Genomic DNA, 23,065 nt, shown 5'->3' on the forward strand with positions numbered 1-23,065 from the left:
AGGTTGTGTTATCATACAATACCCAATACATACATTCTACTACAAAACTTATCGTGATGAATTCAACAGCCTTTCCAATCGAGGACGATTAAATCGTTGCACCACGATCAACGGCACGTTAAACAGTACGGCATAGGCAACATTAAGCCAAGCAGCCCAAACTGGATTCCAGAAAAAGAAAAGAAATCCCGGCAAAATAGTTAACCAATGTACACATTCCGCACGTCTTGATTCTAAAAGAAAGTCATAAAGCGATGAATCATCCGCTCCATGCAAATGACTTTTATTGTATCCGCTCGAAATGAACAACGTACCGTCTGGAATATGCCCCTTCCACTTCTTCACGCGGAATAACCGTTGCCAAATTCGTCCTTCCTGTTCCCAAGAAAAACTCTTAAACAAGTGTCCATTCCGCGCAAACCAATTGATAGGAATTCGCTGCGCCGCCACCGATATAGTTAGATGAAAGATCATCCACGCGACTGCATCCAGAAGAATGACTCTATGCAGTGGCAATTCGATCAGCGGCATCCCATCACCCCCTTCATTGGTTCCTTCAACTCATTACCTCACACATTAATATTTCGCCCTTTCCATTGTACACTACCTTTTCGCTTTGATAGATAAAGTGAGTACGTAAAGATAGAAATAAAGACGACCAACAATAGTGGATATAGCGGGAATATCCACCAAATAAAACGACCGACACGTTTAGATGCGACCGCTAATTCAACTGCGTACAGTATATATAAACCAATAGACACCCCTAGCCAACTTGTCGAACTAAAGCCTGAAACAAATAGCATACTAGCAGCAATTAATGCACCCGCCATCCATGTATAGATCAATACCATAACGAGTGGGTGGGTCGCTGCAGAACCACTTGCCATACTTTTTGAATAGCCTTGTACCATATCGGATAAGCCTCCTGGATACATACGCAACCAGGCTATTCCCTTACCACCATAGCAACGTACAGGCAAATCATGTTGTTGAAACGCCTTCCCAAGCGCCAAATCATCCATTACGGCTCCACGTACGACCGCATGTCCGCCAATCTCTTCATACTGCATCTTATCACATAACAAGCACGGCCCGAATGAACCCCCCGCCTTCAAACGAGTTCCTGCAACTGTAAAGACGTTCATACCCGCCATCACAATGAGTGGAAACAGAAATGCCAACTGCTCATACCATTTCTCGGCATAGTGCTCCGGCTGTAAAGACAAAATTCCACCGCTCCCCATGGATTCAAATGATGCGATATAATTCGACAAACTGTCTGGATGTGTAAAGACCGTATCTGCATCCATAAATAGTAATAATTTATTGTTAGCTACCAATGAACCCGCCCAACAAGCAGCAGACTTTCCAATCCAGCCTTCTTCCAATAATTCATTTGAAATTACGTTAGCACCGTAAGACCGTGCCAATTCTCTTGTACCGTCAGTAGAGCCGTCATCTACCACAATCACTTCATACGATACGTGTCGCTGATGAACAATGGATTCAAGTAACGGCTTCAGACGAAACTCTTCATTTCTTGCTGGAATGATAATGGAAACAGAAGATGTGGGAATACCTTTATGCTGAATGGTGGGTACTCGCCAAAAAACTAGTACGCCACATAACAAGCCAAGGAGCGCTATGACAAGTGCAATCAGTAGCGAGATCGATAAGACATCCATCACAAACTCCTCCTCTGTATCATTCCTTTATGATCGTGACCGTTTCACCATATCACGCGTCAGGATCTTATCGCATACTTGTTGACCACTTAGTGTCACCATGGGCATACCGCCACCTGGATTGACTGTACCACCAACAAAGTACAAATTATCAAAGCGTTCACTATGCTTCGGGTGTTTGAATCCTTTATTCTTCTTTTTATCCGATACCGTCCCGTAAATCGCCCCACGGTGAGAGCCATATGTGCGTTCAATATCATGAGGCGTCCAGACATCACGCGTTACGATGTTCTCACGTAAACCTTCTAGCCCCATACGCTCAAGCTTTTCTAACACGTTATTCTCAAGCTTCAAATAATCCGCTGGCGTAAATGGGTTATCTTGAATATGTGGAATATGCGGTAGGATTTTCAGATTTTCGTGACCTGGCAATGTTTGTGATGGATCTGTTTTATTCGTGTTGACGAGATAAATTGTTGGGTCATCAGGTAATTGCTTTTTCACAAATACTTTATCCATTTGCTTTTTGAGATTCTTGGAGAAGAAGAAGTTGTGATGATTAAGTTGCGGATAGCTCTTCTTTACGCCTAAATGAAGAACCAAGCCTGAACTGGATGGCTCAAACTTCTTCTCGAGTTTTTTCGTGAACTTAGGGTCACTATCGACCATCTTCTGGTAGAACGGAATTACTTCCATATTGGAAACGAAATAGTCTGCCTCTACTATTTCACCGTTAGCCAGTTCAGCACCAATAATTTGGTCTCCAACTGTCTTCATTTTCCGAACACCGATCCCTGTATGTAGCTTGACACCAACTTCTTCTGCCAATTGAACAAGTGCATTAGCTAAATGATGCATTCCGCCCGGTACATACCAACAACCTTGCGCATGCTGCATATAGACCATCATATTTAGTATAGCTGGCGCGTCATAAGGAGAAGAACCAACATATTTAATAAAGTACGACAACATATCGCGCAGATGCGGATTACGTACACGCTTGTCAATTGCACCGTGTACAGTAGAAAACAGATCAAAGCCTTTAATCGACTTGAGTGCACCATGATGTTTAATCACTTCACTCGTGGAGTCCAGTCCTTCTTTGAAGTAGCCCGCTTCCGTCATGTCATACAGACCTTTAGAATAGTTCAGGAACTTCTGATAATCTTTCATATCCTTATGTGATAACTGTGGGTTCATCTGCTCCATCTTTTGTAAATCACCATATAAATCGAGCACTGTTCCGTCGGGGAAGAAAGAACGCCATTCACGCTCTAATCTAAGTATTTTTACGTAATCTGACATACACTTCCCACTATCCTCAAACAGCTTTTCGAAAATATGCGGCATCGTCAAAATGGAAGGGCCCAAATCGAAACCGAAACCGTCTTGCTCCAAGCGATTTAATTTTCCACCTAGATGATTGTTTTGTTCATACAAGGTTACAGAATAATCACGTTGCGCTAATGAAATAGCAGCCGACAGCCCACCTAGGCCACCGCCAATCACCACTACGCGTTTTTGGTTTTCCAACATATAGGGCCACTCTCCTTCTTACATGCTCGCACGGGCAACTAACTTTGCCATTTCCACCGCTGACACATAATTTTTCTGATTAAAACAATCGTATCCACTTTTTCGTACACTATTTAATATTCCTTGATAAACATGTGCTGACGATAATACGGGAAAACGGCTATCCTCATCGAATTCTCCAATATGTTGCGTGAAATTGTCATATAAGTTCTCCGCACGTTTCGCAAGATATTCCCACATAGCCACAAAGTTCTTTGTGATTTGCCCTTCTGACAAAAAAACTTCACTATACTTATAGCGTTCCATTTCCTCTTGTGGCAAGTAAATACGACCTTTGTCTCGGTAATCTTCACCGACATCACGAAGGATATTTGTTAGTTGCATTGCAATGCCGAGATCTTCCGCCACGCGATTCAAGTCCGTCTTAGCGTTACTCGCAATAATGGGTAATAACATTTTTCCTACAGAACCTGCCACATACTTACTATACGTTTCCAATGAACTAAGATTCGATGGGCTCATAAAATGAATATCCATACGTTGCCCTGTCAGTTGTTCATAAAACGGTTGTAAGTCCATATCGAAACGATTGAATACGTCACGTAAAGCTCTCCATAATGGATGATCTACTTCTTGGCCTTTTGCAAAATGATTGAGTTCATCTGTCAATCGATCCAACGCAATAAGTTGTAAACCGCTTGTATTATTTTCATCTACACTATCATCTGCAGTTCGGCAAAAGGCATAGATAGCATATACTGCGCGTGCTTTATCTTTTGGTAGATTTGAGAACGCGTAATAAAAGCTCTTTGAATGACGCTTGATGATTTTTTCACAATAGGCATAGTCAGAAGCTATAGTCGATGATCGATCGATTACCATATGAATTCTCCTCTCAAGTTGCTTGGAATAATATACCTCTATCATCATGCATGAGTTCTTCTGTCGCGATTCGTGCGGAAAGAAGAACAATCGGCACCCCTGCACCTGGATGTGTACTACTACCTGTAAAGTATAAATTTTCACAATGCGTTGCTTTACTTTGTGGACGTAAATGATTACTTTGGCTAAGTGTTGGCTGCAACCCGAATGTTGCACCATTTTGTGCGTTGAAACGTTCTTCAAAGTCTTTCGGCGTCATAAAGCTTTCAGACACAATTTCATTTTCCACGTTTTCAAAGCCTTTTACTTTCTTCAATGCTTCTAGAACGTAGTGGCGATAATGCTGGATTGTTTCTTCATCCCACTCGTATTGTGAACATGAACGGTCGGAAACAGGTACTAGAATATACAAACCATCTTTACCTTCAGGTGCCAATGAAGGATCCAACTTGGAGCCAATATAAACGTAGAAAGATGCCTCTTCTAGTTTCTTACCAGTAAAAATATCATCCAAGTTTTCTCTCAACTTCTCATTGAAGATAAAGTTGTGTGCAGTCTTTATTTCTTCATATTTCTTATCCATTCCGAGATACATCAGGAAGCATGAACAAGAGTATTTCATATTATCTATTTTCTTATCTGTGTACTTCCCTTTAGAAGGCACATCTTTCACCAAATTTTTCATTGCGTATGGGAAGTCCGCATTGCACATTACATAATCGGATTCGATGAACTCACCCGCAACTTGTATACCTTTTGCTACTCTATTTTCAATGACTATCTCCTCGACCGGTGTATTGTAATGTACTTTGCCACCAAGCTCTAGGAACAAACGCTCAAGCGATGATGCCATAGTGTACATTCCGCCTTTAATAAACCAGACACCGTAGAGGAATTCGATCATCGGAATCATCGTATATAGTGACGGTCCACTATAAGGAGAAACCCCAATATATAATGTCTGGAAACTGATCATCTGCTTTAGACGTTCATCTTTAATGTACTTGCTCATAAATGCATCCGCTGTGTCAAATGTCTTCAGCTTCAAACCTTGTTTAAGTACAGACAAGTTATAGAAATCCGATGGTTTACGGAATGGCTTCTGCAAGAAATGTTCTTTCGCCACTAGGAAACGCTTATAAATCACTTGCAAGTATTCTAGGAATCCAGCCGCGTCATCTTCGCTTATTCCTTCGAACACTTCCATCAGTTTTGATAGTTCAGCAGAGATTTCATAGTGATCCTGTGGTTTGTCGCCAAAGTATACGCTATATATTGGATCTAAACGCTCCATAGGAATATAGTCATCGGGGTCTTTTCCACACAGATAAAAAATTTCTTTATATAGATCAGGCATCATTACAATGGTGGGCCCTAAATCGAATTGATAGCCGTCTTGTTGAATACGGTGCATCTTACCTCCAGCCATAGATTCCTTCTCAAATAGCTCTACTTGATAACCCGCGTGTTGAAGTCGGATGGCACTCGCGAGTCCTGCTACACCCGCGCCAATTACGTTTACCTTTTTCTTCATTTTTTACATCTCCTCACTTCTAGTGTGAAACAAACATTGTACATAGTTGTATAATCAATGGAATAATTACAAGTTTCGCAATAAAACCTTATACAATGGTTATACACTATTATAAGAATTTTCACAAGTAGTAGAGTTAGCATTTTTAAAATTACGTGAAAAAGCCCTTAATCTTATAACAAGATTAGGGGCTTTTTCATGTGATCTATTGTAGATTTATACAGAAAAACTACAAGTTACTCTTATTAACAGAAACAAATTCTATACCCTTTCCTACAGCTTCATCTAAGTAAATAGAAAGCTTGTCCAACATATGAGCTGGTGCACGGTCATCGGCACCTCGGTTAGTGCCATCGTCGTGTAGTAAAATAATCGAACCGTCAGCTGGGACGTTACGCAAGCCTTCTAGTAGTCCTTGCTCGCAACTATTTATTTTCCAGTCTTTGAAGACGTGTGACCAGAGGACGATTTGATACGGTCTGGTGACGAATAGTGTTGCTGCGTTCATAAAACCCCATGGCGGTCTGTATACTGTTGGTGATTCTCCTGTAATATCGAAGATGGCACGATGGGTTTCCTTAATTTCTCGTGACAACATAGAAGGCGTTAGCAACCAGCTAGATGTATGGTTGTCGTGATGAATACCGATTTGATGACCTTCTTTGTGCATACGTTCGACAACCTCAGGATAGTCACGAACATGTTGACCCACTACGAAGAATGTTGCTTTGATTTGATGTTGCTTAAGTAAATCGAGCAGTTGCATTGTGTAAACGGGATTGGGTCCATCGTCAAACGTTAAAGCAATGCCTCTTCGTTCTGGCAGACGTTTCATGACTCGGTACCCTGTTGACCCGATCAAGGCGGTAGCTCCCATGCCATAGGCAAAAGGAAGAAGTGCAGCTGCTCCTGCAATCCAGGCAATGTTTTGTTTTTTCATACTAACTCACTTCCTTTTTCTTTAGTATAAAGTGTATTTATTCGTAATTCAAAATCATAACTATGTATCCATTCTATTCTGACCACTAAACTTTATCCTGTATTGACTCTTTTTAAAGTATCAGATTCCCTTTATTCTAAATCTAATACTTTTATACGTGAGGATGGTACAGACCATGCAGAAAACACAAAGTTATCCTACGCAACGAACAAAGACATTTGATTTAATACTGACGTCCATGCTTGCATCACTCGTGTTCGTCGCTACACTTTTACTTAATATTAAGCTGCCTCTTGGAAACGGTGGACTGATTCACCTCGGTACTGCCATGTTGTTCATTGTCTCTATTTTATTCGGACCTAAAAAAGGGATGATCGCAGGAGCTATCGGAATGGGCTTATTCGACCTCGTCAGTGGCTGGGCGTTGTGGGCACCTATCACTATCCTGACACGTGGCTTGCAAGGGTATATTGTTGGTAAAGTTGCATGGTCAAACGGCCGTAAAGGAACAAGCTTCAAATTTAACCTACTCGCCATGCTGATTTCGATACCACTCACTGTTGCAGGCTACTACGTAGGAGAAAGTATACTCTACAACAGTTTAATCATCCCGCTTGCTTCCATACCAGGTGATCTAGTGCAATGCGCAGTGGGAATAGCGATTGCTATTCCGGTTTGTGCGATGTTGAAAAAGGTTTCCATGTTTAAATAAACACTACCCACTGCAAAAGCAGTGGGTAGTGTTTATTTATATGTACTATTCATTTTCTAGAACTAAACGAGTTAAGTGTATATAAAAGTGAATTCATTAAAAAAACTCTACTACGAATCACATCGTAGTAGAGTTTTATGATTCTAACAATTAGTTATGAACTACTTCTTTCTCCAGCTCATTCTCTGTCAGTTTTAATGTTTTGGAAGTAGATGCATGCATGTCCTTCAATAACTCAGGATGCTCTGCTAATGCTTTACCAAATGAAGGAATCATCTCCTTCAACTTCGGCTCCCAGTCGCTTACTTGCTCAGGGAAGCACTTGTTAATAAGGTCCAGCATAACTGCTACTGCAGTAGATGCTCCCGGAGAAGCTCCTAGCAACGCTGCAATTGAGCCATCCTTATCTGTTACAAGTTCCGTACCAAATTGTAGCGTACCTTTGCTATCTGGAGTATCTTTGATAACTTGTACACGCTGTCCCGCCGTCCATAAATCCCAATCTTCGCTCTTCGCATCTGGAATAAATTCACGCAGTTCATTGATACGTTGTTCTTTTGTTTGTACTACTTGTTCTACCAAATACTTAGTCAACGACATATTCTTTGCACCACATGCTAGCATAGTCGTTAAGTTATTAGGTTTTACAGAACCAATTAGATCCATCATAGATCCTTCTTTTAAGAACTTCGGTGTGAAGCCTGCAAATGGTCCAAACAGCAAGGATTTTTCGCCGTCTATATAGCGAGTGTCCAAGTGTGGAACGGACATTGGCGGTGCACCGACTTTAGCTTTACCATATACTTTTGCATGATGCTTTGCAATGACATCTGGGTTTTTACAAACCATGAATACACCGCTAATTGGGAATCCACCAATGTGCTTACTTTCAGGAATACCTGTTTTCTGAAGCAATGGAAGACTTCCGCCCCCGCCACCTATGAAAACAAATTTAGTTTTATGGAATTCAAGCTTTCCATCTTTATTATTCTTTATTTTTAATTCCCATTCGCCATCACTTGTACGCTTGATATCTTCTACTTGATGACCGTAGTTCACTTCAACGTCCACTTTTTGCATGTGCTCGATTAACATACGAGTCAACGCACCAAAGTTTACGTCCGTACCTGTATCAATTTTTGTTGCAGCAATTGCTTCATTGACAGTACGGTCTTTCATGATTAACGGAATCCACTCTTTCAACTTCTCCGGATCTTCGGAAAACTCCATTCCTTCGAATAGTGGATTTGCTGTCATCGCTTCAAAGCGCTTCTTCAAATACTTCACATTGTCTTCACCTTGTACAAGACTCATGTGTGGCAGTGGCATTATAAATTGCTCAGGATCTTTAATTAATTCTTTCTCGACTAGATGTGACCAAAACTGCATAGAAAGCTGGAATTGCTCGTTTACTTTAACCGCTTTCGCAATATCTACAGTACCATCCGGTCTTTCAGAAGTGTAATTCAGTTCACACAATGCTGCGTGACCTGTTCCTGCATTATTCATCTCATGCGAGCTTTCTTCACCTGCTCTATCCAGTTTCTCGAACAAGGAGATGTTCCAGTCTGGCGCTAATTCCTTTAGCATCGTTCCTAGTGTCGCACTCATAATTCCGGCACCAATTAAAATAACATCTGATTTAGTTTGTCTATTACTCATTTTGACCTTCCTTATATGTGAAATTTACAGAAACGTAAATGTTCCTAAATAAGGCGTCACAGCATACATGGCGCGTACTAGGAGCACTTTATTCTGTCTTGGTTTGACCATACAACTACTACCATCTTTTCTAGTATACATCAAATATAACGAGGTTTAAAGAGACTTGTCTGTTTGTTTGTGAAGATAATCACAATAAAGTGTCAGAATTCTGTTATATTTTCTTTTTATTTTAGCATTGAGAAATTTCATGTTAATAGATCTTCTGAAATCACTTTAAATCCTTCAATAATCGTATCTTCTTCTACTTCAATCAAAATACATTGCTTGCCATCATAGTTGACCTGCTTCACATATTTCAAGTCTTGTGGGCTGATAGAAATATTGGCTACTTTGGTTTCAATTTTAATTGACTTCGATGTATAGCTAGGGACAATGTGAGCCGCCTTCATTTCATAAGATGTGTCATCGACTATAGTCTGGAAAGCCGTTTCTACCGCTTCTGTATTGACGTAGTCGACACCGCTCATTTTCAACACACGCTCTACTTGCTTCGCATCAATGACTGGTGGCTCTTCCGGTTCTTCCTCTTCTTCATCCACTACAGTCAACCTGTAGATTGCCTCGTAGACATTTCCTAGCGTTTCCGTATCTACTTCGCCACCTACTACTTGTTTAACAATCTCCTCGAAAACAGCTTTATCGTCAGCGGCAGTAACTACTTCTTCTCCATTCAAGACATTCTCTATAAACGCATAATCGGGCTTATTCGCTTTACCGGCTGCATACAAGACATGGTTTACATCAGCCGAATTGTCTGTAAAGCAAGGGAAGAGAAAGCCGCCGATGGGTGATGCTAGATTAATGATAGGATCAAGCATCGTATTCGATTTAAATTCACGCTCTTGAAAATCAAATACGATAGAGCGCTTCGGCAAGTCGGTGTGATTCATACTGCATAGAATAAACGGTGTCGTAAACACTTCATCACGCATATCGATTTCTGTCTCTTCACTGTTACGTTTGGTCTTTTTAAAGTAGTTCCCACGAACAAATGTGATGACAAGATCTTTTTCATATTGGACATCTTTCACCATCTTCAATGCCAAATGCTGCATCTCAGTTTTCCAATCATCTACTTCTTCTGCCTGCAAACCTTCATACAATAACTTTTGTGTGTGTTCCTCATTAGGCTCTTCTTCCTGACGTTCGAACTTCACTTCAAATAACTTCATACCTAGCTTACCGCCAAGTACTTTCTTGAAGTTCGTCATGAATAATTCCTGTTGTTCACGGTCCAGCAAAGCAAAGGCCTGACTTTCCTCATGATAAATCTCACTGCTTTCCTGTCTAATATACACATGGTAAATATCAGTGATTGTTAGAAGATCTGTATCTAATTTAAATCGTTTACGAATATCTGCAATATCGTTCTTATTCATTTTCGTTCCCACTTCCTAACTGATTTAAATGAATTGATTCAACACGTTGGATGATGTTATCACACTTATCTGGAAAAAATTAAATAAATTGTACATAAAAAACGAAAAAACGGGTACACAATGGAGTGAGACTAAAAAATGTATACAAGGAGTAGTGATTTCATGTCAGAAAAACTATTTACAGCCACAGCAACTGCTAACGGAGGAAGAGAAGGTCATGTTGCGTCTTCCGATCAAGTAGTTGAATTCGATACGGCAATGCCTGGAACAAAACGAGCGAAAGAATTAGAGCGCTCTACTAACCCCGAGCAATTATTCGCTGCGGGTTACGCGGCTTGTTTTGACAGCGCACTTCAACTCGTCGCAAGCAAAGAACGCGTTAAATTCTCTTCCGAAGTCACAGCAAACGTCAGCCTGTGTAAAGACGAATCGGACGGTGGCTTCAAGCTAGAAGTAGAACTACAAGTAAAAGGTACAGACATTGAAAAAGCACAACTAGAAGAACTAGTAGAAAAAGCACACCAAGTCTGCCCTTACTCTAAAGCTACAAGAGATAATATTGCCGTTACATTAACAGTAGCCTGATTACAAAATCGTACGAACACAAGATAGAGCTGTCCCCGAATTCGTGATGACGATTTCCGGGACAGCTTTTTAAAATAGTATAGGATGTAACGTCGTTGAACCTACTTCAGCGCTAGCAAATAGCTCTCGTTTAGTAAGTATTAAACAACTAAGTCTTTACCTATCGCTAGTAATAGAGAAATAAACTAGTTGATCGTAAGTGGAAGGCGGTGACTCCCCGATGGATCAGCGGCTCAAGCCACGCCCATGGGAAAGCGTTCGCCTGGAATGTCGATCAACGGTGCCCCCACCTCACTAATTCTACTGAATATGCCCTACTAACTTATTTCAATCTATCAAGTAACTCCAAAATAGCAGTAGTCGTCTGAGTCATCTGCTCTTCATTCGATATAGTAGCCTTGCCGTCACCCTTCTGCTCACCGTAATCACCAAACCCCGCATGATTACCACCCTTTATCTCCAAGAACTTCGCATCACTAGGCATACTAGCCTTAGCCGCTTTAATAGCCTTCGCATCTGCCACTTCATCACGACTCGCCCAAATCGACAACACATCCACCGACGTTTCACTCAAATCAGTGTGACTACCAGGATAAGAGGCCAGCAACACTAGCGCAGCAATCTTATCGTGACGTAATGCATAATCAGATGCCGTGACACCGCCTAAAGAATGCCCACCAATCGCCCATGTAGTAATTTCAGGATGCTTGCGTATGACTTTATCCGCTCGATCAGGTGAAAAGATGGCCATCTTCAACGGCAAGTGAGGAATGACCACAGTATAACCTTCTTTTGCCAGCTCTTTTGCCATCGGGGCGTAGGCTTCTGCCTCTACTTTTGCACCTTGATAAAAAATAAACCCGATATTCTTTTTATTCGAAGTCGGTTCAAACACCAACTCTTTTTCATTTTCAACTGTTACTTCCGAATCTGATTGCAAATGATCTTCTGCGTAAGACTGCGCCTTATAATAAAAGCTAGCAAATACGAAGAAACCAACCGCGATGATCAATAGGAAAATAGCGAGTCCAATAAATAACTTAAACTTCCACGACTTCTTTTGTTTCATACTCGATCCTCATTCCAGTTTATTTCTTCATGATCTCGATGAAATGCTTTAACACTCTAGCCGTCAAACCCCAAACGGTATAATTGCCATATTCATAAAACCATTCTTCAAGTGAATGGCTTCTAAATTTATATTGATTCCCGTTCATGATCTTTTCGAATGGGAAATTATCCGGTGGTGCTGTTTCGACTGCTACGGTATGCATATAGGGCTCATGTTCTATCAACCAGTCCAGTGGAATCGCAAACACTTCTTCCACTTCGTCTTTATTATAGCTACGAATAATTTCATTGTAATCAACGACTGCCACAAACGGATAGACAACGAATGAAGGCGATGCTATATATGGACTTAACTCTCCTAGTACTTGCACCGTCTTCGGATTAACTCCAAGCTCTTCCTGTGTCTCTCGTAAAGCAGCTTCCATCGGTGATGCGTCTGTTATATCTATTTTGCCACCCGGAAAGCTAATATCACCCGGTTGCTTTCTCATCGTGAAAGAACGCACTTCAAATAGTACATGCCATTCTCCATCCGCTTCTACTAACGGAATAATAACGGCTGAACGGAATGCTGTCTCTTCCCCAATAAATAAGGATTTGTTATCGAATAATTTATTTTGTAGTTGCTCTAAGTCCATGAAGTCCCCCACCTCATTGTTTTCATCTATCGTATCATTACCAGACGAATCCTTAAAGAAATTAAAAAGAGCTACTCGTAAAGAGCAACTCTCCATATTATCAATATATGTCAGCGCTTCACGAGTTTCCCTTGCACTACATATCGTTTATCTTTACTATTCACAGAGTTATTACACGTAGACAGCGTGACAATTCGATCTTCAGGTCCGACTTCAACAGGCATATCGATTAGCGACCGTGCTTCAACTTCTCCTAAAAACTCACTGAATTCTTCATTCGTCTGAAAGTCTGTTTCAATATAATAAAAATCAATCGTCGTTTCATAGGCTGCGAATACTTCAATATCATAGCCATCATATAACGTATCGACATAAATAATAGGGTGTGCGTCTGCATAGTCTTGTTCACCAAATTTTTTCAAACTACCGAACATCGTATCATTTCTCATTGCATGGCCATAGAGAACCGTGTTTTGACTCATGTCTTGGATATCATTACGAAAATCCATAAAGACACTTCCCGCACGGCTACTTTCTCGAGTGAAGTTTCGATTTAAGTAATAGTCATTGTCTTCAGCTTGCAGTATGGGATTATGTAACTTGGTACCTTCCACAGACACCCATCCGACAATATCCTCATTCACTTTATGCAATTTTTCAAATTGCCTACGCATTGAATACTCACCTAACGAATGTTCTTGCGACGTTTCTTCCGCTACAGCTAGTTGCTTCGTATCTTCAAGAGCTGTCTCATATATTTGTTGCGTATCTTTTAACGAACTGGCTGATTCCACGTAAGTGTACAAATACTGTACGAGTAAATAGCCTGAGTAGAGAAAGACTGCCAGATAAACGAAAGGCAACAGTTTCGACAGACGTTTTTTCATCAGCTTCCCCCCTAAATGCCAAGGGACATCATGTAAAGGCCTAATTCGTCATCTTCCTTGAATACGGCATTGACTCCATACACTTCTTTAATGACATCCTTTGTAATGACCTCACGCGGTGGACCTTCTGCAATAATGCGACCATTCTTCATCATTATAATTTCATCGCTATATCGAATTGCCTGATTGATATCATGCAATACCATGATGATCGTCAATCCATAGTCTTCATTTAGTGACTTTACGAGCTCCAATAATTCAATCTGATAATAAATATCCAAATAGGTGGTCGGCTCATCCAAGCATAGTATTTCCGATTGCTGTGCAAGTGCCATGGCAATCCATACACGTTGACGCTCTCCGCCAGATAATGCCTCTAAGTCTTTATGCCGCTTGTCTGTCAGATTCGTGACGGACAATGCCCAATCTATAGCCTTTTGATCTTCTTGCTGATTTCGCTGCAATAATGTTTTATGAGGCAACCGGCCAAAGCTGACCAATTTTTCAATCGTCAAGTCTTTTGGCACTTCATTCTGCTGATACACAATAGCTAGTTTTTTTGCGAATTCTTTCGGCTTAAACATCACCAAGTCACGATTCTCGAGTGAAGTTGTGCCCGACTTCGGCATATTGCTTCTCGATAGAACGCTGAGTAATGTCGATTTCCCACAACCATTCGGGCCGATAATCGTTGTAACTTTCCCTTTAGAAATAGACGTAGAAACGTCATCCAAATGATTCGTTATATTATCGTGTGATACAATAATGCGCTTCATTTCCATAACAAGTCACTCTTTTCGCAGTAAGAATATTAAGAACGGTCCGCCAATAATCGCCATCAGCGTTGAGGCTGGTATTTCAAGCGGCGCTACTATTGTACGCCCCAGTGTATCCGCAAGTAGAATAATCAACGCCCCTAAAAGTGCAGTGAATGGTATGAGCACCTTGTGATCATACCCTACTAACCTACGGGCAATGTGTGGCACAAGCAATCCAACAAACGAAATCACACCCGCCACTACAACCGATATCGCTGCCAACAACACTGCTACTGCCGCTATAATTAAACGGGCACGTGCAACATGGAAGCCAATACTTTTTGCTGTCTTATCTTGCAACACCAATAAGTTACACCAGCTGTATAATGCAAAAGCTAACACCAATCCGATCGTTCCGTACGTCGCAATCGTCGAGACATCACTCCATGTACGCATCGTCAAATTTGAACCGATGATACTGGAAGCTGAGACATTTAATGAACCACCAAAGCTGATGAAAGCTTCAGTGAGTCCCGTGAACATAGCATTGATCGCGATTCCAACAAGAATTAATTTTAACGGGCTAAGACCCGATTTCCACGATAGTGCAAACACTAGAAAACAAGCGAATGCACCGCCCATAAATGCAAATAAAGGCGTCATGAAAAAGAGCGCCGGGAAGAATGAGATAATGAATAACTGTACAAACGCCGCACCGGAAGATATTCCGATAATCCCTGCATCGGCCAATGGGTTACGCATGACAGACTGTAGCAAGACACCCGATACCGATAATGCCGCACCTGCAAATATTGCGACAATCAGGCGCGGAAAGCGCAAATCACGAATCGCTTCCATCTGACTGTTACCTTGTTCAAAGAGTGCACCAAAAAATTCAAAGAATCCCATTTTGATGCTGCCTGTCGTAGCTGAATACACGATAGTTACGACAAGCAACAGGGATACGATTATATAACTAGTTATTCTTTTTCTCATGACGGACTTCCTTTTCAAACGAAATTCATCGAGTTATCGATAGAATATCTTCATTAGCTCACTTAATGCCTCAGGTACTTGCAAAGAAGCCGTTGTACCGAATAACTCTTCTTCTAAATCATATACTTTACCGTTTTTTACAGCATCGAAATGTTTCCATACATCATTTGTTTGAAACTCTTCGTTGAACATTTCCACGACCTCATCCGGCATGCCATGTGATAGACGCAAGATAATGTCTGGATTACTATTATGAAGATACTCCGTATTGGATGATAAGTATTCAGGATCCTGCCCTTCCATTACATTCGTTCCCCCTGCACGTTTCACTAGGTCACCTGCGTAGGAATTTTCTGTAGCTACTAAATAACTGCCTGGAATACCGAGTAAGATCAAAACGCTTGGCCCTTTACGGTTCGCAGCCACAACTTCCGCTGCTTCAATTTTCTTCTGTAGATCCCCTACTAATTTATCTGCTTGTGCTGTACGATCATAACGCACTCCAAGACCTTGGATTTCCTCCATCATCGAATCGATACTTTGAAAGTTCAAAAATGTCGCGGGTATATTCAATTGCTCAAACCCACCTTCAAGATCATATTCCAATGTAGAAACAGATAAGAAATCTGTCGTGTCCAAGGATTTCACGATTTCCATATCGGGCGTCATGGCATTACCAATAGTAGGAAGTCCGTCGAAACGGCTTGCCATTTGTTTTTCAGATTCAGGAATAGCGATAGCATCTATATCTAACTTATCGAGAATTTCTGCAATAACGACAGTACCGGCAATAATTCGCTGATCACTTGTTGTATCTGTTTCACTCTTCACTGCGTCATCTGCTGAAACAGCCTTTTCTTCTTTATCATTACCGCATCCTGCGATAATCGCTGCTGTCATGATTGCCAACATCAGCAGTATATATTTCCACTTTTTTTGCACAATGTAATCCTCCACTCGTTATTTATCACTTATCATGCTGTTTTTCTTTGTCAGCCTGCGTAAAAATAAAATACCCGACAGCATACATAATGATAATAATACACCGATTCTCAACACATCAAACGGTATTGTCTGATCGGTCTCCTCGTTCATTGCCACCTCTTCAGTTTCACTTGCTACTTGTGCAACGACTTGATCTGGTTGTTTCTTTGCATCGTCCACTGTACGATCAAACTCCAGTTTTTCTTCCGTCAGAAGAGGAGGTACGTCTGTCTGTACTGGCTGCTTTTCTTCGGATGACTTATCCAATTTTTCATCTTTTTTCGTAACGGTAGATGGTTTCTCTGCAGTAGTAGATTTTGCAGGTTGCTCTACTCGCTTAGTCAATGAAGAAACAGCTTTACTATTTGAAGCTTCCTTACGTAGAAACTTCGCCGTTTGTTGCTGGTTGAAAACAATTTGCAAAAACTCTTCTTCTACATGTGAACTCACAGGGTTCTCCGCTTTCATCCAAACGCCTATCCCCTTCTGGAAGTCTTCTACTTCAAACTGCACAATACGCGTATCGGTTTGCGATACTACTTTAGGTTCCACTAAATTTCCTTGCTGCTCTACAGTAAATCCCTTGACCTTGCTAGGATGAAGTATTTCCAACTGTGCATAGAATCGATGATCACGTTCAATAACACGAATTACTGGATTGACATAGTCATTCATGGCAGACAATTTTCCAGCTAACAGCAGTTGATAGTGTATCGTATCATCACCTGCCTGAATTGACTGTGTCGGTTTTTGATCAAACGCTGGCAATGACTGTTGCTCGATGAGGAGCTCAGAAGAAAATGTTTGCTGTGCATGTTCTGTCGCTAATCTATACGTTCCTGCTAATTCAATCTTTTGTTGTACATCCTTAATATCAAACTGAACTAAATTTTCTGCTCTATTCAGCCGGGTACTCATTTTGTTCCCTTGCTGCATGGCAGTGATATGCGTTAGGATGTGATCATTTTTCGCTGAAATCGATAACGTATAGCGATCTTCCTTAACAGTTAACGTAGCCTGCTTAATAAATAAAACATCTGTATCCTCTGCTTCATGTGATAGAAAATTTAGTTCAACTTGATAGTCATCCGTTGCGTTAGTTTTGCTTTCATTTGCATTTACAGAATGAAAAGGAAGCCACGCTGAGATGAGTAGCAAAAGTAGAGGCAACCACACAATTCTTTTCATTTCAAACGTACACTCCTTTACATATCGTGTAAAACGACAGGAACTTCCTTCCGCATGTAAAAAAGCGAAAGGAAGTATCTGTATTTACTCTTATTTTTTCATGAAGTTCAATGAACCGTTTAGAATTTTAGCCATTTGTGTACGTTGTAGGGAATCGCCAGAGTTGATCAAGACTTTACCATTCGGCTGTTTTGCGCCTGTCATGATTTTTTCAGCGTATAACAATGCAAATGCTTGCTTCGCTTCAGGATCTGTAATGACTTTTCCATCTGCATAGAACGGAAGAGTTGTATCTCCTTTTTTGATTTCTTTACCTTCTGCAAATTGAATTGCACGGTACAACATCAAAGCACCTTGCTGACGAGTCAACGTGTTATTCGGGTTGAACTTTTCATTCGTTTGTACAATGCCTGCTTCCGCTAGAGCATTGATTGCGCTGATCCGTTCTTTATCTGTGATTTTACCTAAGTCTTTAAATCCAACATCTTTAGTTGTGTCGAGATTTAACGCACGTGCTACCATTAATGCAAACTGTGAACGTGTAATGTTGTTGCGCGGATTGAACTTATCCGCACTTTTTACAATCCCTTTATCAAGCAACGCAAGGATTGCTTCTTTGTTGCCGTCTTTATCAATATCTTTAAATGGATTTACAATTGGTGTTGGGTTTGGTTTCACTTCATTAGTGAAGTCCAGTTGTACTTTATGGTTTGCATCATACTTAACAGGTCCTTCATTTACAATAACGTGAAGGTCAGCATTCACTAACTTTGTTAGGTCTGCTACTTTAAATGTATATGTGCGGGCCCCTGTTGATTTGTCATCTGTTGCAATTGGAATTTCCTTGCCAGCAATTTTGAAGCCGTGGATGTAACCGCCTTTCGGGAAAGTAAGAGTTACTTCATTACCATCGGATACTTTCTTTACGGAAGCTGTCGAGGACATGTAATCCTTCATGATCGACTCTTCTTTTGTTCCATCTTTGTAAACTTTTACGTTTACTTTACTAATTGTTTCTGCATCTGTGTCTGCTTTAGCGACCGTTGCTTTGAAATCGAATGGATACCACTTGTCCATGTTAGCAGGTGCATATACAACATGGATTTTGCCTGAATGTATTTCATCCGCTACTACTGGGAAAGTATAAGTCGTTGTGCCGTCCGTATTTTTAACTTCCGTTGCATCAGCAAACTCTTCTCCTTGTTTCGTTTGAAAGCCTGCAATCATAGGAGCTGATTTAACTGCAACCGTTACCTTCGCATATGTTACTCCATCTTTTTCCACCAACGTACCTTGTGGAATGAGGTGGCTACTGATTGCAGGTTCTGGTGTAGTTGTACCTGATTTATAAACATGAAAGTCAACTACTTGATCCACAGCAATCGTCTGTTTCAAAGCCGACACTGCTTGATCACTTGTGCTGATCGGGTTAGCGGATGCTGCTGTTGGAATAGCGATAGAAGCTGCTAATAGTGAAGCAAGTACTACTTTCGTTGCGCGAGATGATGTTTTTTTCGTCATAATTATTGTTCCCCCTGTTTTCTTTGGAATCTAGTTCTATACAATAAAAATGCAGAACCTGCTAATACAAAGATTAATAGGTACGGCGTTGAATCACTAGTTTGTGGATTCTTTACTGGTTTTTGGGTAGTAGGCTTTTTCGTTATAGTACCTGTGCTCGTATTGGTATTCGTGTTCGTGTTAGCACTTGGTGGAATAGTATTCGTTGCAGGAGGTTTTACAGCTGGTGGTGTAACGGCAGCTTTTTCTTCAAACACCAAGTCAACTGTATACTCGTGGTGATAATTGATATCCTCGACATCAACTTTCATAGGAATCTTCACTGGTTTAGAAATGTCACTTACACTAAACTCTACAACTCTTGTATCGGCTTTAAGATCTTCATTGACTACTTCTGCTCCGCCCGCTGGCTCAAACTTCGTAATCCAAGAGCTGTTCTTAAGAGTTAGCTGTACGATGGCAGAACCATTCGTTACGGTGACGAGTGCTGGCTTTTGAAAGTAATCATTAGCAATAGATGCATTAGAGCTATCTGGCTGGTTTACTTGATAGTTTAATTGCTGAGTACCATCCGCTATTTTAGCGGACGCTTGTGGCAAGCCAACTGTCAGCACGAAAAAACTTACAACTAAAAAGTACAAAAATGTTTTTTTCACTTGTACATAATCTCCTCTCACTTGTCATTTTTCATGCTACATAAATCCAATAATTGATTGCCAATTGTCGGATAGACTTCTACTTCTAAAGTATCTCATAAATAGCCCCATACATGAAAGGAAGGCACTCAAACGTCTATTTTTTTATGACGACTATGTGACGATTTTAAGAGATAAATGAGAACGGTTATCATTTAATATATCTTTTATTGGCCATTATGTCAATCATATTTTGGAAAATTATTTCAATTTATATTTCATGCTTTTTAGTTAGTCACGAACTAAGGGGCTTTGCATAGTCTAGATAGATACGAGTTAAGAATGAAAGGAGTTTTATAATGAATCTTGAATCTTTTAGCGGTGTCGTAATGGTGATAAATGATTTTTACACCGGGCAAAACAACGACTCAGGTTGCTACATGCTAATGACAGTCGATAATGGTCGCGGAAACGTTGTTAACTTTGTAGTAGAACCAACAACTTATTTCGTCCATCAAGTGAAAATTCATGTTGGCGATCACGTTACAGGATTTTATGATGCGGACGCCGCCACTCCTATGATCTATCCTCCTCAATTTAGAGCCATTGTTATGTCAAAGGATTCTAAAAGCGAAAATATCAAAGTGGACTCCTTCAATCGTCGCTTACAAAGTAGCGATGGAACGCTTCAGCTAAATCTATCTCCACAAACTGAAATACTGTCTACAAATGGTCAGTATTTTACAGGAAATATAGCAGACCGGAATTTGATTGTGCTGTACGGTTCGGCAACAAGAAGCATTCCCGCGCAGACTACGCCACATAAAATCATTGTAATTTGTACATGAAGATTATAACTATTAGAAAACAGGGATACGTCGCTATGACGTATCCCTGTTTTATAGTCGATAAAATTCTTGTGTTCTAGTATATATCTCTTCATAGACTTCTTCTAGATCAATCCCTTTGATGACTGCTATGCTCTTCATACTCTCATGGACCATAGAGGGGTGCGTTAACTTACCTTTGAACATCTCCTCAAAGGGCCAAGGCCCATCGGTTTCTACCATTAGTTGACTGAGTGGAACACTTTCTACTAATTGTTGGATCTTTGGCCTATATACCACTTCAGGCGTTACTGAAATCATATAGCCATTTGAAATAATTCGATGCAAAACACGATCTTCTCCTTTAAACCAGTGGAAGTGGGCGCGAGAAACTGAATACTTTTCCAGTAACTCACACACTATTTCCGCATCTTCGTACACCGCATGTAAAGCGATTGGTAAATCAAGTTGTCCAGCCTTTCGGATAAAACACTCTAACAAATGTACATAAGGAGCTAAATCCAGGCCGGGCCGTTCTCGTCTCAAATAATAAGGCAACCCCACTTCTCCAATAGCCGTTAGACTTTCTGCATGATCATCAATTAGTCTTAAAATAGATAATGCTTCTTGTTCTGTCGGCAAAACTTGTTCGGGGTGGTAACCAATTGCTGGTTTGATTCTATCATCTGTTTTTGCAAGGTTTAGTTGTCTTACAGAAGACTCAAGATTATTCGAGACCGAAACTAGTGCAGTTACATCATTTTGCTCCAATTCATTCAAAATCTTACTACGTTGATCTATTTCATACATATCCATATGAATATGTGCATCGATTACATATCTTCTCAAGACCCATTACTCCCCCCGCTTTGATTTACTATGTTCCACGTGAAACGTCTACCCGTAAATGAACCTTGTCTATTATATCTGCGTCCTACTAATTTACATTAGGAAAAGCAGGTGGTGGTTTATGAATTCGCACCGCATACAAACAAGAGTCGTACATGCTATAAAACAACTTGGTACGTTTGGCTGGCAACAAGCACTTTCTTGTATCTTCCCTGTCATAATTTTCGCTTCGCTTGCACTAACACAAATTATCACTCTGCCATTTCTGCCAAGGTATGATTGGTTGCTTCTAATTTTTGTAGCAACTCAGTGGTGGATGGTACGCTCGGGTCTTGAAACACGGGACGAACTAAAAGTAATTACGCTCTTTCATATGATCGGTCTTACTTTGGAGATCTTCAAAGTACATATGGGTTCATGGTCTTACCCTGAGGAAGGGTATTTCAAAATTTTAGGTGTCCCCTTATACAGTGGCTTTATGTATGCGAGTGTAGCAAGCTATTTGTGTCAGGCCTGGCGTCGACTTGATGTACAACTCATTCAATGGCCTTCCTTCTACATAGTCGTTCCGCTATCCATTGCCATCTACGGAAATTTCTTCACTCACCACTATTGGATTGATATGCGTTGGTGGTTGTCTGTACTCGTTCTAATCGTTTTCTGGCGTGCGTCGGTACGCTATCAGGTAAACGATGTATCGTATCGAATGCCGTTAGCCCTTTCATTTGTTCTTATAGGTTTTTTTGTTTGGATTGCTGAAAACATTGCTACTTTCTTTGGTGCATGGACCTATCCAAACCAGAGTGAGACATGGCACCTAGTCGGAATCGGAAAATTAAGTTCTTGGTTGTTACTGGTCATTGTTAGTTTTCTTATCGTCGCTACGTTAAAGCAAATTAAAAAAGAGTAGCTCATTTTTTTGTACTGCGAATCATATATCATACTGATTTCCCAGGAAATATAGACGTCGTAACTAGTAAAAACGCAATAGCCCTATATGATGGGCTATTGCGTTTTTCATTCCGTATTAATGTGTAGTTGGTTTAGGATAATCGAAGCCTTTCGTATCTACTTCAACCGTCTTCATCTTTTGCTCTTCAACAGGCTTATCCATAGCGTCTGTTTCATTAGCCACGATAGCATCTACTGTTTCCATGCCTTCAATCACTTTACCGAAAGCTGCATACTCGCCATCCAGAGAAGCCGTTTCATCTGTCATGATGAAGAATTGTGAACCAGCGGAATTCGGATCCTGTGCACGTGCCATCGACAAGACACCACGCTCATGCTTCATATTGTTTTCAAAACCGTTTGAAGAGAATTCTCCATCAATAGAGTAACCAGGTCCGCCTGTCCCGTCACCCGAGGAGTCGCCACCTTGGATCATAAAGCCTGGAATGACGCGATGGAAAATCAACCCGTCATAGTAGCCGTCTTCAATTAACGAAATGAAGTTTGCTACTGAATTCGGTGCAACAGTCGGCTCTAATTCTAAAACGATTTGTTCGTCATTTTCCATTGTAATGGTTACAACTGGATTCTCTTTTACATCTGCTGAGTAATCTACCGCTTGTTCTTTAGGTTCTTCTTTCGGTGTCTCGGTAGTCGTTTCTGCTGGTTCTTCTTCAGTCGCTTTTCCACAACCTACTAAAAGAATGGCCAACGCCAGTATACTCATCATAAAGTACAATGCTTTGTTACGCTTGAACATATTTTCCCAACACTCCTAA

The 23,065-nt window shown here is 40.7% G+C and carries 23 protein-coding genes; 4 read left to right on the forward strand and 19 right to left on the reverse strand.

Features of this window, described 5'->3' with window-relative positions; genetic code table 11:
- Positions 1–48: 48 nt before the first annotated feature.
- From SporoP32a_RS09315 to SporoP32a_RS09340, 6 genes are all read right to left on the reverse strand, one after another.
- Positions 49–531 carry a glycosyl-4,4'-diaponeurosporenoate acyltransferase CrtO family protein gene (locus SporoP32a_RS09315; RefSeq protein ID WP_085427648.1) on the reverse strand — a complete coding sequence of 161 codons (483 nt, stop codon included), beginning with the start codon at positions 529–531 and terminating at the stop codon, positions 49–51.
- Between the two features lie 38 nt (positions 532–569).
- Positions 570–1,688 (reverse strand): glycosyltransferase family 2 protein, encoded by a 1,119-nt coding sequence (locus SporoP32a_RS09320; RefSeq protein ID WP_085427649.1) that lies wholly within the window; start codon positions 1,686–1,688, stop codon positions 570–572.
- A 27-nt stretch (positions 1,689–1,715) separates the two neighbouring features.
- Complete coding sequence (locus SporoP32a_RS09325; RefSeq protein ID WP_085427650.1) at positions 1,716–3,224, reverse strand: phytoene desaturase family protein; 1,509 nt, start codon at positions 3,222–3,224, stop codon at positions 1,716–1,718.
- Positions 3,225–3,242: 18 nt separating this feature from the next.
- Positions 3,243–4,106 carry a phytoene/squalene synthase family protein gene (locus tag SporoP32a_RS09330; protein WP_085427651.1) on the reverse strand — a complete coding sequence of 288 codons (864 nt, stop codon included), beginning with the start codon at positions 4,104–4,106 and terminating at the stop codon, positions 3,243–3,245.
- 13 nt (positions 4,107–4,119) lie between these two features.
- Positions 4,120–5,640, reverse strand: a complete 1,521-nt coding sequence (locus SporoP32a_RS09335; RefSeq protein WP_085427652.1) for a phytoene desaturase family protein — start codon at positions 5,638–5,640, stop codon at positions 4,120–4,122.
- 229 nt (positions 5,641–5,869) lie between these two features.
- Entirely contained in the window at positions 5,870–6,580 is a 711-nt protein-coding gene (locus SporoP32a_RS09340) for a polysaccharide deacetylase family protein (protein ID WP_085427653.1), read from the reverse strand.
- A gap of 175 nt (positions 6,581–6,755) precedes the next feature.
- Here SporoP32a_RS09340 and SporoP32a_RS09345 point away from each other — a divergent pair, with 175 nt between their 5' ends.
- The gene (locus tag SporoP32a_RS09345) at positions 6,756–7,292 is read left to right on the forward strand and encodes an ECF transporter S component (RefSeq protein ID WP_085427654.1); all 537 of its coding nucleotides are present in this window, start codon (positions 6,756–6,758) and stop codon (positions 7,290–7,292) included.
- 150 nt (positions 7,293–7,442) lie between these two features.
- Here SporoP32a_RS09345 and SporoP32a_RS09350 read toward each other — a convergent pair whose 3' ends face one another.
- Positions 7,443–8,954: a malate:quinone oxidoreductase gene (locus tag SporoP32a_RS09350; RefSeq protein ID WP_085427655.1), complete on the reverse strand. Its 1,512-nt coding sequence runs from the start codon at positions 8,952–8,954 to the stop codon at positions 7,443–7,445.
- Positions 8,955–9,202: 248 nt separating this feature from the next.
- Positions 9,203–10,396 carry a DUF4317 domain-containing protein gene (locus SporoP32a_RS09355; protein ID WP_085427656.1) on the reverse strand — a complete coding sequence of 398 codons (1,194 nt, stop codon included), beginning with the start codon at positions 10,394–10,396 and terminating at the stop codon, positions 9,203–9,205.
- 162 nt (positions 10,397–10,558) lie between these two features.
- Between SporoP32a_RS09355 and SporoP32a_RS09360 the strand changes: the two genes are divergently transcribed.
- Positions 10,559–10,981, forward strand: coding sequence for an organic hydroperoxide resistance protein (locus tag SporoP32a_RS09360; RefSeq protein ID WP_085427657.1), 423 nt, complete (start codon positions 10,559–10,561; stop codon positions 10,979–10,981).
- A 322-nt stretch (positions 10,982–11,303) separates the two neighbouring features.
- Here SporoP32a_RS09360 and SporoP32a_RS09365 read toward each other — a convergent pair whose 3' ends face one another.
- From SporoP32a_RS09365 to isdC, 9 genes are all read right to left on the reverse strand, one after another.
- Positions 11,304–12,050 carry an alpha/beta hydrolase gene (locus SporoP32a_RS09365; protein WP_085427658.1) on the reverse strand — a complete coding sequence of 249 codons (747 nt, stop codon included), beginning with the start codon at positions 12,048–12,050 and terminating at the stop codon, positions 11,304–11,306.
- A 19-nt stretch (positions 12,051–12,069) separates the two neighbouring features.
- A complete protein-coding gene (locus SporoP32a_RS09370) occupies positions 12,070–12,690 on the reverse strand; it encodes an NUDIX hydrolase (protein WP_085427659.1) in 621 nt (206 codons plus the stop codon).
- A 110-nt stretch (positions 12,691–12,800) separates the two neighbouring features.
- Entirely contained in the window at positions 12,801–13,577 is a 777-nt protein-coding gene (srtB, locus tag SporoP32a_RS09375; RefSeq protein WP_085427660.1) for a class B sortase, read from the reverse strand.
- An 11-nt stretch (positions 13,578–13,588) separates the two neighbouring features.
- Positions 13,589–14,359 carry an ABC transporter ATP-binding protein gene (locus SporoP32a_RS09380; RefSeq protein WP_085427661.1) on the reverse strand — a complete coding sequence of 257 codons (771 nt, stop codon included), beginning with the start codon at positions 14,357–14,359 and terminating at the stop codon, positions 13,589–13,591.
- Positions 14,360–14,365: 6 nt separating this feature from the next.
- Positions 14,366–15,331: a FecCD family ABC transporter permease gene (locus tag SporoP32a_RS09385; RefSeq protein WP_085427662.1), complete on the reverse strand. Its 966-nt coding sequence runs from the start codon at positions 15,329–15,331 to the stop codon at positions 14,366–14,368.
- Positions 15,332–15,364: 33 nt separating this feature from the next.
- Positions 15,365–16,243 (reverse strand): heme ABC transporter substrate-binding protein IsdE, encoded by an 879-nt coding sequence (isdE, locus tag SporoP32a_RS09390; protein WP_085429039.1) that lies wholly within the window; start codon positions 16,241–16,243, stop codon positions 15,365–15,367.
- 48 nt (positions 16,244–16,291) lie between these two features.
- A complete protein-coding gene (locus SporoP32a_RS09395) occupies positions 16,292–17,503 on the reverse strand; it encodes an NEAT domain-containing protein (protein WP_085427663.1) in 1,212 nt (403 codons plus the stop codon).
- 90 nt (positions 17,504–17,593) lie between these two features.
- On the reverse strand, positions 17,594–19,024 hold the full coding sequence (locus SporoP32a_RS09400) for an NEAT domain-containing protein (protein ID WP_085427664.1): 1,431 nt from the start codon (positions 19,022–19,024) through the stop codon (positions 17,594–17,596).
- A gap of 2 nt (positions 19,025–19,026) precedes the next feature.
- Positions 19,027–19,680 (reverse strand): heme uptake protein IsdC, encoded by a 654-nt coding sequence (gene isdC / locus SporoP32a_RS09405; RefSeq protein WP_232319504.1) that lies wholly within the window; start codon positions 19,678–19,680, stop codon positions 19,027–19,029.
- Positions 19,681–20,018: 338 nt separating this feature from the next.
- Here isdC and SporoP32a_RS09410 point away from each other — a divergent pair, with 338 nt between their 5' ends.
- A complete protein-coding gene (locus SporoP32a_RS09410; protein ID WP_085427666.1) occupies positions 20,019–20,507 on the forward strand; it encodes a hypothetical protein in 489 nt (162 codons plus the stop codon).
- A 51-nt stretch (positions 20,508–20,558) separates the two neighbouring features.
- Here SporoP32a_RS09410 and SporoP32a_RS09415 read toward each other — a convergent pair whose 3' ends face one another.
- The gene (locus SporoP32a_RS09415; protein ID WP_099624929.1) at positions 20,559–21,335 is read right to left on the reverse strand and encodes a TatD family hydrolase; all 777 of its coding nucleotides are present in this window, start codon (positions 21,333–21,335) and stop codon (positions 20,559–20,561) included.
- Positions 21,336–21,456: 121 nt separating this feature from the next.
- Between SporoP32a_RS09415 and SporoP32a_RS09420 the strand changes: the two genes are divergently transcribed.
- The gene (locus SporoP32a_RS09420) at positions 21,457–22,245 is read left to right on the forward strand and encodes a DUF817 domain-containing protein (protein ID WP_085427667.1); all 789 of its coding nucleotides are present in this window, start codon (positions 21,457–21,459) and stop codon (positions 22,243–22,245) included.
- A 117-nt stretch (positions 22,246–22,362) separates the two neighbouring features.
- Here the strand turns inward: SporoP32a_RS09420 and SporoP32a_RS09425 are convergent, their stop codons facing one another.
- Entirely contained in the window at positions 22,363–23,046 is a 684-nt protein-coding gene (locus SporoP32a_RS09425; RefSeq protein WP_085427668.1) for a peptidylprolyl isomerase, read from the reverse strand.
- Between the last annotated feature and the right edge of the window lie 19 nt (positions 23,047–23,065).

Origin of the sequence: Sporosarcina ureae (assembly GCF_002109325.1) — a bacterium.
Taxonomy (GTDB): domain Bacteria; phylum Bacillota; class Bacilli; order Bacillales_A; family Planococcaceae; genus Sporosarcina; species Sporosarcina ureae_C.

What these genes read in the sequence shown, in the direction of transcription:
- SporoP32a_RS09345 (WP_085427654.1), top strand. Translation starts at nt 6,756, where the DNA reads ATGCAGAAAACACAAAGTTATCCTACGCAACGAACAAAGACATTTGAT.
- SporoP32a_RS09335 (WP_085427652.1), bottom strand. Translation starts at nt 5,640, where the DNA reads ATGAAGAAAAAGGTAAACGTAATTGGCGCGGGTGTAGCAGGACTCGCG.
- SporoP32a_RS09380 (WP_085427661.1), bottom strand. Translation starts at nt 14,359, where the DNA reads ATGGAAATGAAGCGCATTATTGTATCACACGATAATATAACGAATCAT.
- SporoP32a_RS09330 (WP_085427651.1), bottom strand. Translation starts at nt 4,106, where the DNA reads ATGGTAATCGATCGATCATCGACTATAGCTTCTGACTATGCCTATTGT.
- srtB (WP_085427660.1), bottom strand. Translation starts at nt 13,577, where the DNA reads ATGAAAAAACGTCTGTCGAAACTGTTGCCTTTCGTTTATCTGGCAGTC.
- SporoP32a_RS09410 (WP_085427666.1), top strand. Translation starts at nt 20,019, where the DNA reads ATGAATCTTGAATCTTTTAGCGGTGTCGTAATGGTGATAAATGATTTT.
- SporoP32a_RS09365 (WP_085427658.1), bottom strand. Translation starts at nt 12,050, where the DNA reads ATGAAACAAAAGAAGTCGTGGAAGTTTAAGTTATTTATTGGACTCGCT.
- SporoP32a_RS09420 (WP_085427667.1), top strand. Translation starts at nt 21,457, where the DNA reads ATGAATTCGCACCGCATACAAACAAGAGTCGTACATGCTATAAAACAA.
- SporoP32a_RS09370 (WP_085427659.1), bottom strand. Translation starts at nt 12,690, where the DNA reads ATGGACTTAGAGCAACTACAAAATAAATTATTCGATAACAAATCCTTA.
- SporoP32a_RS09315 (WP_085427648.1), bottom strand. Translation starts at nt 531, where the DNA reads ATGCCGCTGATCGAATTGCCACTGCATAGAGTCATTCTTCTGGATGCA.
- SporoP32a_RS09395 (WP_085427663.1), bottom strand. Translation starts at nt 17,503, where the DNA reads ATGAAAAGAATTGTGTGGTTGCCTCTACTTTTGCTACTCATCTCAGCG.
- SporoP32a_RS09385 (WP_085427662.1), bottom strand. Translation starts at nt 15,331, where the DNA reads ATGAGAAAAAGAATAACTAGTTATATAATCGTATCCCTGTTGCTTGTC.
- SporoP32a_RS09425 (WP_085427668.1), bottom strand. Translation starts at nt 23,046, where the DNA reads ATGTTCAAGCGTAACAAAGCATTGTACTTTATGATGAGTATACTGGCG.
- SporoP32a_RS09400 (WP_085427664.1), bottom strand. Translation starts at nt 19,024, where the DNA reads ATGACGAAAAAAACATCATCTCGCGCAACGAAAGTAGTACTTGCTTCA.
- SporoP32a_RS09340 (WP_085427653.1), bottom strand. Translation starts at nt 6,580, where the DNA reads ATGAAAAAACAAAACATTGCCTGGATTGCAGGAGCAGCTGCACTTCTT.
- SporoP32a_RS09320 (WP_085427649.1), bottom strand. Translation starts at nt 1,688, where the DNA reads ATGGATGTCTTATCGATCTCGCTACTGATTGCACTTGTCATAGCGCTC.
- SporoP32a_RS09360 (WP_085427657.1), top strand. Translation starts at nt 10,559, where the DNA reads ATGTCAGAAAAACTATTTACAGCCACAGCAACTGCTAACGGAGGAAGA.
- SporoP32a_RS09350 (WP_085427655.1), bottom strand. Translation starts at nt 8,954, where the DNA reads ATGAGTAATAGACAAACTAAATCAGATGTTATTTTAATTGGTGCCGGA.
- SporoP32a_RS09355 (WP_085427656.1), bottom strand. Translation starts at nt 10,396, where the DNA reads ATGAATAAGAACGATATTGCAGATATTCGTAAACGATTTAAATTAGAT.
- isdE (WP_085429039.1), bottom strand. Translation starts at nt 16,243, where the DNA reads ATGTTGGCAATCATGACAGCAGCGATTATCGCAGGATGCGGTAATGAT.
- SporoP32a_RS09325 (WP_085427650.1), bottom strand. Translation starts at nt 3,224, where the DNA reads ATGTTGGAAAACCAAAAACGCGTAGTGGTGATTGGCGGTGGCCTAGGT.